This window comes from Clostridia bacterium, from assembly GCA_016887505.1.
Classification (GTDB): domain Bacteria; phylum Bacillota; class TC1; order TC1; family UBA5767; genus UBA5767.
On sequence record CP069393.1, the window covers coordinates 2,023,137 to 2,037,079 of the forward strand.

The window sequence follows — 13,943 nt, forward strand, 5'->3', positions numbered from 1 at the left end:
AGTATGGCGGAGGAACGAAGGAACATGAAACTGAACATAATTTTTCATAGCATACACGGACACGGATACCAAATGGCAAAAGCAATTGCTGAGGGAGCAAGTGAAGTGTCTGACGTTGAAGTAGGCATTTATAGGGTTAGCGAGACCTTGTCTGAAGAGCTTTTGGATCAGCTTAATGCCAAAGAGGATTTGGAAGAGTTTTCACATTTGCCAGTAGCAGATATGAATACGCTAAATGAAGCGGACGGGATTATCCTGGGAGCTCCCACCTATTTTGGAGCCCCAAGTGCTCAAATGTATACGTATCTAAATGCAGCCGGAGCAGAGTGGGCTGAAGGTAAATTGGTGGGGAAAATAGGTAGTGCTTTCACTACTACCGCCGAACAAAACGGAGGAGCGGAAACGGCTTTGAATCACTTCCTCTCTTTCTTTATGCACCAAGGTATGATCGTGGTCAGTGTGCCTACCCCTCTGACACTAAAGGAAATGCACGTAGACGATAAACCAGTGGGTGGATATCCTTATGGTGCCTCCATGATAACCGGTGGAATGGATGATATCGATCTAACACCGGAAGAAAAAGAAGTGGCTTTGCTGCAAGGTAGGACAGTGGCGAAGACGCTGCGGGAAATCTGTTTGGGAAGGAGTATGTAATGCAAAGAGAAGAGATAAGATATGAGGAATTTGCGAAAGAGTATTTGCAACAGTTGCCTAAAGGAGTATTTCTTTCCCTCAAAGGGACACCGGATAATACAATGACAATCGGCTGGGGTAGCATCGGCTACATATGGAAAAAACCGGTCCTGATGGTGATGGTGCGTAAATCTAGACACTCATATCCTATGATAAATGAGGCAGGTGAATTTACAGTAAGTATCCCCCTGGACCAAGATTTACAAGATAAGCTGTTGAAGTGTGGCAGGAATTCAGGTAGAGACATGGATAAGTTTGAGACCTTTAATTTAAAGAAGGATTCAGCAATGGCTTTGCTAGACACACCCGTTGTGGGAGACTGTGCACTACAATTTGAATGTCGAACTCTATATAGGCAGGAAATGGACCCTTCGATGTTGGACGAAGTGATCCGAGAAACAGCCTATGCAGATAATGACTTCCATATGTTGTATTATGGAGAAATTCTAGCCAGTTATATTCAAAAATAAAAACAGTATAGTTAACATTGCGAGCCGTATTGTTGCGGCTCGTAAATTATTTGGCAGAAAACGAGAAATATGATATAAACGCTAGAAAAATACTTGGGCTGTGATATACTGAACCTGTAAACCACACTTAATATTTACTTAAAAAATTTAGTATTATACATGGAGGGGAAAAGTAATGTCTTTTGAAGCAAAAGCAAAGGAACTCGGTATCGAGATTCCAGTGCCAGGTAAACCTACTGCTGCTTATGAACCAGGCGTCTTGATTGATAATTTGGTTTTTGTATCAGGACAGCTTCCTATGGTAAACGGTGAGCTGCAGTATAAAGGAATCGTGGGCGACGACGTAACGAAGGAAGAAGCATATCAAGGTGCAAGAATTTGTGCCATCAATGCCTTGGGTGTTGTAAAGAGTATTATCGGTTCTTTGGACAATATTGAGAAGATAGTCAAAGTAGAAGGATTTGTTAACAGTACCCAGGATGTGACCTACCAGCCAGCCTGCATAAACGGTGCTTCTGATCTTTTGGGAGAACTTTTTGGCGATGTTGGAAAGCATGCTCGTTTTGCTGTTGGAACTAGTGGTTTACCTTTAGGATCTTCTGTAGAAGTAGGAATGATTGTAAAGGTTAAGTAAGGTTTGAAACAAAGAAAAAGTAAGGTTAAAAAGTATCACTTGTATGATAAGCATAGAAGTGATATTCTTACGTGGTGAAAATTGTATTTTAAAGAATAAGGATTCTTAGGAGGGTTATTATGAAGAAAAGACTATTTATACCAGGTCCTGTTGACGTAGCACCTGACGTGCTGGCCAGAATGGCTACCCCGATGATAGGACATAGAACCAATGATGCATCTGTATTGCAAAAAAGCATTCATGACAAAATGCAGAAAGTGCTTTACACAGAGAACCGCATCATGTTGTCTACTTCCTCAGGTAGTGGATTCATGGAAGGTGCAATTCGTTCTTGCACAAGAAAAAGAGCAGCTGTATTTTCAGTAGGAGCATTTGGTAACAGATGGTTCAAAATGGCTCAAGCAAATGGTGTGCCAGCAGACAAATTCGAAGTAGAGTGGGGCACTCCGACTCTTCCTGGACAAGTTGATGAAGTATTGGCTACAGGCAAATATGACCTGATAACTGTGACTCACAATGAAACTTCTACCGGTGTAATGAACCCAGTTGAAGAGATTGCTGAAGTTATGAAGAAGTATCCTGACGTTATATGGTGTTTAGATGCAGTTAGTTCTGCAGCAGGATCAAAAATCGAAGTAGACAAGTTGGGTGTTGATATTTGTATAACTTCTACCCAAAAAGCATTAGGCCTGCCACCTGGATTGGCTATTTGCTCATTCTCTAAAAAAGCATATGAAGCTACCAAAGAAGTTGAAAACAGAGGCCTGTATTTCGACATGAAGGAAATCTATGATACTATTGATAAGAAGAATCATCAGTATCCTTCCACTCCATCTTTGTCTCATATGTATGCATTAGACTATCAATTGGACAGAATTTTATTAGAAGGCTTAGACAACCGTTTTGCAAGACATATTGAAATGGCCAAGTATGTTAGAGCATGGGCTAACAAATATTTCGAACTGCAACCGGAAGAAAAATACGCTTCTAATACTTTGACCAACGTTAAGAATACTAGAGAAATCTCAGTAGCAGAATTGAATAAAGCTTTGGGTATGCGTGGCATGGTTGTTTCGAATGGCTATGGAAAAATGAAAGATATTACCTTCAGAATTGCGCATATGGCTGAAACTACTTTGCCAGAGATCAAAGATTTGTTGTTGAATATCGAAGATATTTTAGGACTATAGTTGTAAACGAACCATAAATTTTAATCACGGGACTTAGGGCTATTTGGTCCTAAGTTCCCTGTCTTTACTAGAGGAGGGTATACAATGGCTAAGATTTTAGTAACTGATGGTATGGATGCCAAGGCTGCTGCCGCGTTAAGAGAATTAGGACACGAAGTTGTTGAAGAGTTTTATGCACCGGAAGTATTGGCTGAGAAAGTAAAAAATGCCGATGCTATGGTTGTGCGTAGTGCTACCAAAGTGCCAGCGGCTATTTTGGACTCAGCAGCTGAGGCGGGACAACTTAAGGTTGTGATTCGTGCAGGTGTTGGTGTAGATAATATTGACTGTGTACATGCAAAAGAAGTTGGCATTGCGGTTCGCAATACGCCTGCAGCAAGTTCATCTGCAGTAGCAGAATTGGCTTTGGCTCATATGTTTGCTGTTGCAAGACATATTTCAGCTGCCAACGTAACCATGTGTAATGGAGAGTGGAACAAGAAAGCCTATAAGGGCGTTGAATTGTCTGGCAAGACCTTGGGTCTGATTGGCTTCGGCAGAATCGCTAGAAGTTTAGCCGGAAAAGCTAGTGCACTAGGCATGAAAGTAATCTACACAGATATCGTAGGTAAATTCGAAGGCTACGACGAGTACCAGTACATGGAAAAAGAAGATATCCTGAAAAATGCAGACTTTGTATCCTTGCATATTCCTTACATTAAGGAAATGGGCGCGACCATTGCTGCTGATGAGATTGCGATGATGAAGGATGGCTCATATCTAATAAACTGTGCCCGTGGTGGTGTGGTTGATGAGGCTGCTTTGGTAGATGCTTTGAAATCTGGAAAACTTGCAGGAGCGGCTGTAGACGTGTTCGAAAAAGAACCAACACCGAACGCTGAGCTGATTAATTTATCGAATGTTTCTTGCACCCCGCATATCGGCGCATCCACTAAGGAAGCACAAGCTAGAATCGGTGAGGAAATTGTTTCCATCATCAAAGAATATTTCTAGGCTACGGAGGAAAGAAAATGTCTTTAGTTAAACCATTTATGGCTGTACGGCCAAAAGAAGGCAAGGAGAGTGCTGTTGCCTCTTTGCCATACGACGTGATGAACAGAAAAGAAGCAAAAGAGATGGCAGGAGATAATAAAGATTCCTTCCTGCATATCGTTCGTGCTGAGATAGACGTAGATGATAGCGTAAGTCAGTATGATGATTCAGTTTATGCCAAAGGTAAAGAAAACTTGGATAAAATGATCTCAGAAGGCATATTGGTGCAGGATGAAAAGCCTTGCTTTTATGTTTACCAGCAGGTTATGGATGGCAGAACCCAGACTGGTCTAGTTGCTTGTTGCTCCATTGATGAGTATTTAAGTAACAGCATCAAGAAGCATGAGTTCACCAGAGAAGCCAAAGAAATTGACCGCATCAAACATTTCGATGCTTGTGATGCCAATACGGCACCGATTTTTTTAACCTACCGTAACAACGAAAAAATCAATGCCATCATAGCTGCATGGGTTAAGAAAGATGCGATGTATGATTTCGTATCGGAAGATGGTATCGGTCATAAGGTTTGGAAAATTGACGACGCAGATGTAATTGCAGAGTTGGACCAACTGTTCGCTGGCGTGGATAATTTATACATTGCGGATGGACACCATCGTAGCGCTTCTGCTGCTAAAGTAGGTCTAAAACGGAGAGAAGCCAATCCTAATTACACGGGGGATGAGGAGTTCAATCGCTTTTTGGCGGTAATTTTCCCAGATAACGATCTTTATGTAATGGACTACAACCGTGTGGTCAAAGACTTAAATGGCAACAGCAAAGATGAATTTATGTCACTCGTTAAAGAAAAATTCAACGTAGCTGTATCTGACCAAGAAGGTCCATATAAACCGGATGCAAAGCATAAATATGGCATGTATCTTGATGGCAAATGGTATGTTTTGGAAGCCAAAGAAGGCTCCTTTGATGCGCAGCATCCAGTTAAGAGTTTGGATTCTGCAATTCTACAGGATAACCTGTTGAATCCAATTTTGGGTATTGGCGATCCTAGAACCGATGAACGCATCGATTTTATCGGCGGTATTCGTGGCCTAGAAGAACTTGAACGTCGCGTATCCGAAGATATGGAAGTAGCTTTTTCAATGTTCCCAACTTCCATCAAAGACTTGATGAAGGTTGCTGATGCAGGAGAGGTTATGCCTCCTAAGTCAACCTGGTTTGAACCCAAGCTACGAAGTGGTTTGTTTGTACATAAATTAAGCTAAGAGTAGTTTACCTAAGCCCATGGATGAAAATCCATGGGCTTTTTTGTAACGGAATTGTCACTTTATTGCCATAAATCATGTGTATTATGAGCTATAGGTTCTTTATGATATAGTAGGAGCATAAAAATCATGAGGAGTAGGATATGAAGGTTGAGATGTATAGTTTGGTGCGCCAGGTCACGGGAGAAAAAGAGCTAGAATTAGAAGCTTCAGATATTGAACAGGCCTTGATTCAGATGGCGCAACGATATGGAGAGGAATTTGAAAGCCAAGTCTATTCGAAAAAAGAAGGACTCTCTGATAGAATAAATATTTTGTTAAGAGGCAAGAATATCCATGTGCTACAAGGTTTGGCAACACCACTTGAGCACAATGATACGATTTCTCTATTTTACAGCATAGAAGGAGGCTAGTACTATGTCCAAACGAGTTCTTTATGCGGATGATGAACCGAGATTTAGAAAGCTCGTGAAAGATTATTTAACAAAGGAAGGATTCACTGTCACGGATGTGAAAGACGGGAAAGAAGCACTGGAGGCTCTTACGTATCAGTCCTTTGATTTGGTAATTCTAGATGTGATGATGCCAGGTTATGATGGTTGGGCGGTATTGAGGGAAATTCGCAAGACCATGACTATGCCAGTCATTATGCTGACAGCTAGAGATGAAGAAAGTGATGAATTGTTCGGCTTCGAACTGGGTGCGGATGAGTATGTTGCCAAACCCTTCAGCCCGAAAGTTTTGGTGGCTAGAATCCAAAGTCTCTTAAAACGGGGCAAGGACCGGATGTCTGAGCATTTGGAGTATGCGGGCATTCGACTAGATCGAGATTCTCATAGAGTTTTCTTACATGATACGGAATTGGTTATGAGCCCGAAGGAATATGACCTGTTGGCGTTTTTTATGGAGAATGTGAACATAGCGATCAGCCGGGAACGACTTTTGGATGTAGTTTGGGGCTATGATTATTATGGAGATTTACGTACAGTAGATACTCATATTAAACGATTGCGTAGCAAACTTGATGATAAGAGTATGCTGATTCAGACCGTACGTGGGGTGGGATATAGATTTGGAGAAAACAATTAAAAAAAATACCAAAAAGAAATCCTCACTAGCGCATAAGCTACTCTTTTCCATGTTGCTAGTGGTGATAATCAGCACCGTAGCATCTTTTGCGATGAACAGGATTCTACTAGGGCCATATTACTATTATCAACAGTCGAGAATTTTAAACAATACGGCGAATCAAGTTGACGAACTCTATACTGGCGTCCTGAATGAAGATATCGTCCGAGAGTTGAATACCATGGGATATGGCATCAATGGCATGATTCTAATTTACAATCAGGACAACGAGGTCTTGTATAGTTCTCGAGCTTTCCAAGGTCAGTTTTTTAGCGTGACCGAAGATGAACTAGGTGCTGGAAAGAAAAATTTGCTACTGGATGGCACACGCATCGGATTTCGCGCTCCAAGTCAGAACAAGGCGCCGGTATCTCCTTGGAAGGATCCTCTCATAACCGTTGAGAAGGAGTTGAAAAATGGCGATCATTTGATTATTCAAACATCGGAGACCGCCTTGGAAGCGTCTGTGGGAATCATTAATCAATTTACCCTATATCCTGCAAGTGTTGCTTTAATAGCTGCCATTGTGCTTGCGTTTTTTTTGACTAAAAAAATTACTAGGCCTGTCGTGGAATTAACGGAAATAACCAAGCGGATGAAGAGCTTAGATTTTAGTAGCCGCTATGAGGGAGAGGCGGACGACGAAATTGGAGAATTGGGCCAAAATTTTAATGACTTAGCAGAAACATTGGGCATAACCATTGGAGAATTGAACCAGGCCAACGACCAATTGCGTGAAGATATTGAACGTGAAAAAGCAATTGAAGAAGCTCGTAAAAATTTTATTTCTAATGTATCTCACGAATTAAAGACACCGATATCCTTGATTCGGGGCTATGCAGAGGGGATTCGTGACCAGGTAATAGAACCACAGGATTTTGAAGAGTATTTATCGGTCATCATTGAAGAAAGTGAGCACATGTCGTCCATGGTGCGTGAATTATTGACATTGAGCAAATTAGAATCGCATCATATACCAACCTATTTTGAAGAAGTAGATGTAACGGAAATAATCAATAGAGTGATTGAGATGTTTTCCTTTGAAATGCATAAGGAAGGAATCAAAATGGTTTATGAGGCACCTAGTGAACCGAAGATGCTCGTATGTGATCAAAATATGCTTGAAACAATGCTTACCAATTTTATGAGCAATGCACTAGATCATGTAGAGGGTGAAAAAATTATTGAGATTCGTCTGGAAGAAACCCTAGAGAGTTTGGGTATACATGTCCGAAATTCAGGAAAAACTATCGTAAAAGAAGACCAAGATAAGATCTGGGATAGTTTTTATAAGATTGATAAAGCACGAACCAGAGCCTATGGGGGAACTGGATTGGGTCTTGCGATTGTGAAGAATATGGTGGAAATACATAAAGGGACCTATGGTGTTGAAAATTGGGAAGATGGTGTAGATTTTTATATCCGCTTACCCAAGGACAACAAGGTGAGCGAGAAATAGGATTGTCACAAGGATTTCAGCAAATTGCCCGTTGCTTGTCACAGATCTGCCATAGTCCAGGCGTAATATGAGGTCATAGAAAGGAGATGTTATTTTGAAAAAATTAATTGTATCTGTACTGATGATCTCCCTGCTAATGGTGGCGTTGCCGGTAATGGCAGCGGAAACGGAGGCTACTCAAACCGAGGGGTATGCACGAACAATGGGTACTCGTGAAGTAAATGGCTTATTTGGCCATAAAGGTGGAATGAGGGACAAGGATTTTGAACCCGATTTTGATGCCTTCTCTGAACGATTGGCGCAAGCGGTAGAAGATGGAAACTTGACCCAAGAAGAAGCTGATGAAAGATTGGAAAAGATGGAAGCAAATGAGTTTCCAATCGGTGTTCGCGATAGAGACAGACTTGCAGAACGTGACCCAGAACTGATTGCGGAACATATCGCGCAAGCGGTAGAAGATGGAAACTTGACCCAAGATGAAGCAGATGAAATGTTGGAGAAGTTGGAAGCAAATGAGTTCCCAATTGGCGTTCAAGATAGAGACAGACTTGCAGAACGCGACCCAGAACTGATTGCGGAACATATCGCGCAAGCGGTAGAAGACGGAAAATTGACCCAAGATGAAGCAGATGAAATGTTGGAGAAGTTGGAAGCAAATGAGTTTCCAATCGGTGTTCAAGATAGAGACAGACTTGCAGAACGTGACCCAGAACTGATGGAAGAACATATCGCGCAAGCGGTAGAAGACGGAACAATGACCCAAGATGAAGCAGATGAAATGTTAGAACGTCTGGAGCAGGGCATTCCTCAACGAGGCGCACATGGCAATCGGGGCATGAATTGCAGTGAAGAAACAGACGAGTAAGTTAGATATGAACAACAGATAAATGAATAGATAGGTATAAAAAAGGCATAAAAGATAACAAGATAGCGATAAAAAGTCTTTTCACAGAACTAGGAGGTTGGGTATTCCAGCCTCCTAGTTCTGTTTTGTCTATTTGTAGAATTTAAGAAATCATCATACATATTAGCAGGACTTTGCTTGTGTTAAGAGAATAATATATTGTAGCGATACATTACGTGAGGCTACTCACAGTATAAGGAAGGAGAGACAAACATGAAACAGAAGTATTTAGTTATTGCACTAGTCTTGGTTTGTGCTATCACCTTTACATTTGCAGGATGCACGCCAGCCGAAGAACCGGCTGAAGAACCCACGGGGGAAGAACCAATAGAAGAACCAATGGAAGATATTATGGTGGCCATGGTAACGGATACGGGTGGCGTTAATGACCAGTCTTTTAACCAATCCGCTTGGGAAGGTTTACAAATGGCCAATAAGGACCTTGGCGTAAAAGTAAGCTATCTTGAATCTTCTCAAGAAGCAGACTATGCACCGAATTTGGACACTCTTTATGACAATGGCAACACCTTAATTTGGGGTATTGGATTCTTAATGGCGGATGCAATCGAGGAAGCCGCACAAACTAATCCAGATGCCAACTATGCCATCATTGACAACTTTTTTCCTGAACCCGCAGACAATTTATTGGGGGTAGTTTTCCGGGAAGAAGAATGTTCATACCTAGTGGGATATATTGCAGGAAAAATGACAGAAACCAACAATGTAGGCTTTGTGGGTGGTATGGACTTTGATGTAATCCACCACTTCCATTATGGCTTTATGGCTGGTGTAAAAGATGCAAATCCAGATTGTGAAATTCAAGTGCAATATGCAGGAGATTTTGCCGACGTTCCCAAGGGAAAAGCGATTGCCAATCAAATGTATCAAGCTGGTGCTGATATCGTGTTCCATGCAGCCGGATTTACCGGAAACGGTGTCATTGAGGCAGCAAAAGAAAATGATAAATGGGTTATTGGTGTAGATAAAGACCAAAATTCATTGGCTCCAGATAATGTATTAACATCTGCTGTCAAACGCGTTGATAACGCAGTATTTAACGTAACCCAAACACTTGTAGAAGGTAACTTTGAAGGTGGAACCAATATAGCATACGGCTTAGCTGAAAAAGGTGTAGGTATTGCTCCCACATCTGACATGCATGTACCGGCTGATATATTGGCAGAGGTAGCGGATTTGGAAGAGCAGATTATTGATGGAACCATCATGGTTCCAGATAATCAAGAGGATTATGAAGCTCAATACGGCAAGTAAGAAAAATATCAGTCCGGGGCTTGTCCCCGGACTGAATTTTTAGAATAACATACGAAAAATTGGTCAAACTAATTCCGAAAGAGGTAGTATTTAAGAGAATACAACTAGGTAAACAGGCAATTGGATTATCTAGGATCATAGTACTATAGGTTAGCATAGTTCTATATTCAAAGCGTGTACCAAATGTATTTATACTAATTCCACAATTAATTATGTGCTTTAATAGGAAAAAAGATGTTGAACACAATGCTAGTGTCCAACATCAGAATACAAGGAGTGACTGCATGGGAAAAGAATTTATTGACTACGATCACAAAGCGGTAGAAATGAAGGGAATTGTTAAAAAATTTGGAGATTTTGTAGCCAATGACCATATTGACCTAACTGTTCACGCGGGTGAAGTCCATGCTCTCTTGGGGGAAAATGGTGCGGGGAAAAGCACTTTAATGAATGTACTTTATGGTTTTTATGAGCCCACAGAAGGTGAAATTTACGTCAATGGAAAGGAAAAGACAGAGCATAATCCGACAGATTCAATCCGACGAGGTATAGGTATGGTCCACCAGCATTTTATGTTGGTGCAAAACTTTACGGTCGCAGAAAATATCATCTTAGGAAGTGAGACAGTCAAGGGCAAGGGTATATTGGATAGGGAAAAGGCCATAGAGAAGGTTACAGAACTTTCAAAGCAATATGGACTATATGTTGAGGCGGATGCCTTAGTTCAGGATATATCAGTTGGTATGCAGCAGAGGGTAGAAATTTTAAAGACTCTTTACCGTGGTGCTGAAATACTAATTCTTGATGAGCCAACGGCAGTGCTTACCCCTCAAGAAATTGAAGAATTGATTGCCATCATGAAAAATCTGGTCAAAGAGGGAAAAACCATTATCATCATTACCCATAAATTGAATGAAGTAAAAATAGCATGTGACTATTGTACGATTATCCGCAAGGGGAAGAAAATTGGCACCGTTGATGTTGATGACGTAAGCCAAGAAGATTTAGCGGAAATGATGGTCGGCCGTGCTATTGAGTTTAGGGTAGATAAGAAGGATATTGATGCAGGTGAGACGATCCTTGAAATCCAGAATTTACATGTGAAAGATAATCGAAATATTGAACGGGTGCGGGGCTTGAGCCTTCAAGTTATGCAAGGAGAAATTCTAGGAATAGCCGGTATAGATGGAAATGGGCAGACGGAACTCTTAGAAGCAATTAATGGCTTGCGTACAGTTGAAAGCGGTTCAATTACCATTAACGGAGAAGATATCACGCATGCCAATCCCAAAATAGTGAACAACTCAGGGGTATCAATTATTCCTGAAGATAGGCAGAAAAGAGGCTTGGTAGGCAGTTTCAATTTGGCTGAGAATATGATTTTACAGTCTTTTGATTGCCCGCCGTTCTCAAATAACAAAGGGATTCTAAATGAAAAAGCCATACGCGATTATGGAGAAAAACTGATAAAAGACTTTGATATTCGTCCTCCTGACATTGATGTATTTGCCGGGGATTTGTCCGGCGGAAACCAGCAAAAAGTCATTCTTGCTAGAGAAATATCGAGTTGCCATGACCTTTTGATTGCAGCACAACCCACTAGAGGACTAGATGTTGGTGCAATTGAGTATGTTCATAAGGCCTTGGTCGAGGAACGAAACAAGGGCCGTGGTGTTCTACTGGTCTCCTTCGAACTAGATGAAATTATGAGTCTTTCAGACCGCATTGCAGTTATTTATGAAGGCCGAATTGTTCAGATATTCAAGGGTGGAGAAGCGACAGAACAGGAAATAGGACTTTTAATGGCAGGAGGAACAGAACATGAGTAAACCGAGATCGAAGCTCAATATCATATTCTTTTCTGTTGTTATAGGGTTCTTGGCCGGAGGAATCATCCTAAAACTAGCTGGATATTCCCCGATTGAAGTGTATTTTATAATGCTGAAAGGCACTTTTGGTAGTCTCAAATTTGTTTCTTACGGTATTTTAAAGGCAACACCACTCATCTTAACAGGGCTTAGTGTTATGTTTGCCTTTAGAACAGGGCTTTTCAATATCGGTGCAGAGGGACAATTTATTGTCGGGAGCATTGTGGCCGCTTCGATGGGATACTATTTACATCTACCTGCTATTATACATCCAATTGTCATACTGGTAATCGCTACTATTGCTGGTGGACTTTGGGGTGGCATTGCAGGATTTTTCAAAGCCAAATTCGGTGTGAATGAAGTTATCTCAACAATTATGCTCAATTGGATAGCCTTGTACTTAAGCAATTATGTGGTAGCAATTGAGAGTTTTGCAAGACGCACAAACGTAACGCATAGTATACAGAGTACAGCGAGTATTCGATTGCTTGGGGAATGGAAGAAGACAGAGGCTGGCCTAGATTGGCTTTCTGGGCATCCGATGTTATTTGATTTATTCAAGACCCAGATCAATTTTGGAATTGTCGTTGCCATCCTTGCGGTTGTTCTGTCCGGATTCATTCTGAATAAAACGACCTTAGGGTATTCGTTGAAAGCCGTGGGTTACAATAAGCATGCTGCAGAATTTGGTGGCATAGATGTAAAGAAAAAAGTATTTACCTCCATGTTTATTGCAGGCGCTATATCCGGTTTGGCTGGAGCGCTACAGGTTTTGGGTGTATCGCAAAACCTCAGTACACTAGCAGCTATGGAAGGCTATGGCTTTGATGGAATTGCAGTGGCCCTAATGGGGGCGAATACTCCCTTGGGATGTCTTTTCTCAGGACTGTTTTTTGGAGCACTCAAGTATGGGGGAACCAAAATTCAAACACCACCAATCAATGCGCCAAGTGAGACCGTTAATATTATGGTCGGAATCATTGTTTTGTTCATCGCTATGCCTAAACTTTTTGATGTAATTAAAAAGAAACTCGCAGAAAGAAAGAGGGTGAAGATGGATGATTAGAAGCCTAGGATTTATTATCGGGACAACTCTTATGTATTCCACCCCTCTCATTTTTGCAGCACTAGGAGGCGTTATATCGGAACGTTCAGGGGTGATCAACATTGGCCTTGAAGGAATGTTGGCTTTTGGAGCATTTACAGGAGCGAGTGTAGGGTATTTCACAGGGAACCCTTGGATTGGATTTATTGCTGGAGGCTTAGCTTCAGGTTTGATTGGCTTAATCCATGCAATCGTATCCGTGACTTTTCATGGTGACCAAGTGGTTTCTGGCATCGCGATTAACTTTATTGGACCAGGTTTGGCTATTTTTCTTTCCAGAAAATTATTCAGTGGAGCAGCAATGACAATTCCGGTTGCCAATAAGATTCCAAAATTTCTTTCTGGGGTATTTCCGGAAAATTCATTTATGGAAAATGTATTCAAACAGGATTGGACTACGGTAATCGCTTTTCTGACAGCCATTCTCATGTGGTTCGTTCTGTATAAGACTGTACTCGGATTAAGGATTATGGCAGTGGGAGAAAACCCTGAAGCTGCTGATACCCTGGGTATAAGTGTTCGAAAAATACGGTATGGAGCGGTAATCACCTCAGGTGTATTAGCCGGATTAGGTGGAGCATCCATGAGTCTGGCCGTGGCTTCAAACTTTTTTCCGACACTCATATCAGGTCAAGGTTTTATCGCACTAGCAGCAATGATTTTTGGTAAGTGGAAGCCGCATGGTGCGCTAGGTGCTTGCCTAATTTTTGGCTTGGCCCAGGCTCTAGTAGTTTATTTGGGTGGAACAACCATTGAGGTATCTACTGATTTATTGAATATGCTTCCCTACGTCATGACCCTAGTAATTCTGCTTGGGGTGGTCGGATCGGCCAATGCCCCTGCTGCGGATGGCCAACCGTACGAAAAAGAGTAATAGGGACCATCAAGTGAAAAAGAAGAATTTTACTTTTAGAATAGAAACGAATTAAAAAAGATGCCTGGTTCCAAGTTAATCTTGGAATCAG

Annotated in this window: 14 protein-coding genes; all 14 read left to right on the plus strand. The window is 41.4% G+C overall.

Annotated features, from left to right (window positions below; all coding sequences use genetic code 11):
* The first annotated feature begins 24 nt into the window (after positions 1–24).
* The 14 genes from wrbA (at position 25) to JR334_09675 (ending at position 13,852) form a co-directional block, all read left to right on the plus strand.
* A complete protein-coding gene (wrbA, locus tag JR334_09610) occupies positions 25–654 on the plus strand; it encodes an NAD(P)H:quinone oxidoreductase (GenBank protein QRN85201.1) in 630 nt (209 codons plus the stop codon).
* A gap of 14 nt (positions 655–668) precedes the next feature.
* Positions 669–1,163, plus strand: a complete 495-nt coding sequence (locus JR334_09615; protein ID QRN86909.1) for a flavin reductase family protein — start codon at positions 669–671, stop codon at positions 1,161–1,163.
* A gap of 175 nt (positions 1,164–1,338) precedes the next feature.
* Entirely contained in the window at positions 1,339–1,797 is a 459-nt protein-coding gene (locus tag JR334_09620) for a RidA family protein (protein QRN85202.1), read from the plus strand.
* 119 nt (positions 1,798–1,916) lie between these two features.
* Positions 1,917–2,987: an alanine--glyoxylate aminotransferase family protein gene (locus JR334_09625; protein ID QRN85203.1), complete on the plus strand. Its 1,071-nt coding sequence runs from the start codon at positions 1,917–1,919 to the stop codon at positions 2,985–2,987.
* An 84-nt stretch (positions 2,988–3,071) separates the two neighbouring features.
* Positions 3,072–3,980 (plus strand): D-2-hydroxyacid dehydrogenase, encoded by a 909-nt coding sequence (locus JR334_09630; GenBank protein QRN85204.1) that lies wholly within the window; start codon positions 3,072–3,074, stop codon positions 3,978–3,980.
* Between the two features lie 17 nt (positions 3,981–3,997).
* Positions 3,998–5,242 (plus strand): DUF1015 domain-containing protein, encoded by a 1,245-nt coding sequence (locus tag JR334_09635; protein QRN85205.1) that lies wholly within the window; start codon positions 3,998–4,000, stop codon positions 5,240–5,242.
* 143 nt (positions 5,243–5,385) lie between these two features.
* Positions 5,386–5,655, plus strand: coding sequence for a MoaD family protein (locus JR334_09640; protein QRN85206.1), 270 nt, complete (start codon positions 5,386–5,388; stop codon positions 5,653–5,655).
* A 4-nt stretch (positions 5,656–5,659) separates the two neighbouring features.
* Positions 5,660–6,331: a response regulator transcription factor gene (locus JR334_09645; protein ID QRN85207.1), complete on the plus strand. Its 672-nt coding sequence runs from the start codon at positions 5,660–5,662 to the stop codon at positions 6,329–6,331.
* Complete coding sequence (locus JR334_09650) at positions 6,315–7,829, plus strand: HAMP domain-containing protein (GenBank protein QRN85208.1); 1,515 nt, start codon at positions 6,315–6,317, stop codon at positions 7,827–7,829. The genes JR334_09645 and JR334_09650 overlap by 17 nt, the downstream gene beginning before the upstream one ends.
* Positions 7,830–7,923: 94 nt before the next feature.
* Positions 7,924–8,694 carry a hypothetical protein gene (locus JR334_09655; GenBank protein ID QRN85209.1) on the plus strand — a complete coding sequence of 257 codons (771 nt, stop codon included), beginning with the start codon at positions 7,924–7,926 and terminating at the stop codon, positions 8,692–8,694.
* 252 nt (positions 8,695–8,946) lie between these two features.
* A complete protein-coding gene (locus JR334_09660) occupies positions 8,947–10,005 on the plus strand; it encodes a BMP family ABC transporter substrate-binding protein (GenBank protein ID QRN85210.1) in 1,059 nt (352 codons plus the stop codon).
* Positions 10,006–10,289: 284 nt separating this feature from the next.
* Positions 10,290–11,834 carry an ABC transporter ATP-binding protein gene (locus tag JR334_09665; GenBank protein ID QRN85211.1) on the plus strand — a complete coding sequence of 515 codons (1,545 nt, stop codon included), beginning with the start codon at positions 10,290–10,292 and terminating at the stop codon, positions 11,832–11,834.
* Entirely contained in the window at positions 11,827–12,939 is a 1,113-nt protein-coding gene (locus JR334_09670) for an ABC transporter permease (protein QRN85212.1), read from the plus strand. The genes JR334_09665 and JR334_09670 overlap by 8 nt, the downstream gene beginning before the upstream one ends.
* Positions 12,932–13,852 (plus strand): ABC transporter permease, encoded by a 921-nt coding sequence (locus tag JR334_09675; GenBank protein QRN85213.1) that lies wholly within the window; start codon positions 12,932–12,934, stop codon positions 13,850–13,852. The genes JR334_09670 and JR334_09675 overlap by 8 nt, the downstream gene beginning before the upstream one ends.
* Positions 13,853–13,943 lie beyond the last annotated feature (91 nt).

What these genes read in the sequence shown, in the direction of transcription:
- JR334_09660 (QRN85210.1), top strand. Translation starts at nt 8,947, where the DNA reads ATGAAACAGAAGTATTTAGTTATTGCACTAGTCTTGGTTTGTGCTATC.
- JR334_09670 (QRN85212.1), top strand. Translation starts at nt 11,827, where the DNA reads ATGAGTAAACCGAGATCGAAGCTCAATATCATATTCTTTTCTGTTGTT.
- JR334_09675 (QRN85213.1), top strand. Translation starts at nt 12,932, where the DNA reads ATGATTAGAAGCCTAGGATTTATTATCGGGACAACTCTTATGTATTCC.
- JR334_09645 (QRN85207.1), top strand. Translation starts at nt 5,660, where the DNA reads ATGTCCAAACGAGTTCTTTATGCGGATGATGAACCGAGATTTAGAAAG.
- JR334_09635 (QRN85205.1), top strand. Translation starts at nt 3,998, where the DNA reads ATGTCTTTAGTTAAACCATTTATGGCTGTACGGCCAAAAGAAGGCAAG.
- JR334_09640 (QRN85206.1), top strand. Translation starts at nt 5,386, where the DNA reads ATGAAGGTTGAGATGTATAGTTTGGTGCGCCAGGTCACGGGAGAAAAA.
- wrbA (QRN85201.1), top strand. Translation starts at nt 25, where the DNA reads ATGAAACTGAACATAATTTTTCATAGCATACACGGACACGGATACCAA.
- JR334_09630 (QRN85204.1), top strand. Translation starts at nt 3,072, where the DNA reads ATGGCTAAGATTTTAGTAACTGATGGTATGGATGCCAAGGCTGCTGCC.
- JR334_09625 (QRN85203.1), top strand. Translation starts at nt 1,917, where the DNA reads ATGAAGAAAAGACTATTTATACCAGGTCCTGTTGACGTAGCACCTGAC.
- JR334_09620 (QRN85202.1), top strand. Translation starts at nt 1,339, where the DNA reads ATGTCTTTTGAAGCAAAAGCAAAGGAACTCGGTATCGAGATTCCAGTG.
- JR334_09665 (QRN85211.1), top strand. Translation starts at nt 10,290, where the DNA reads ATGGGAAAAGAATTTATTGACTACGATCACAAAGCGGTAGAAATGAAG.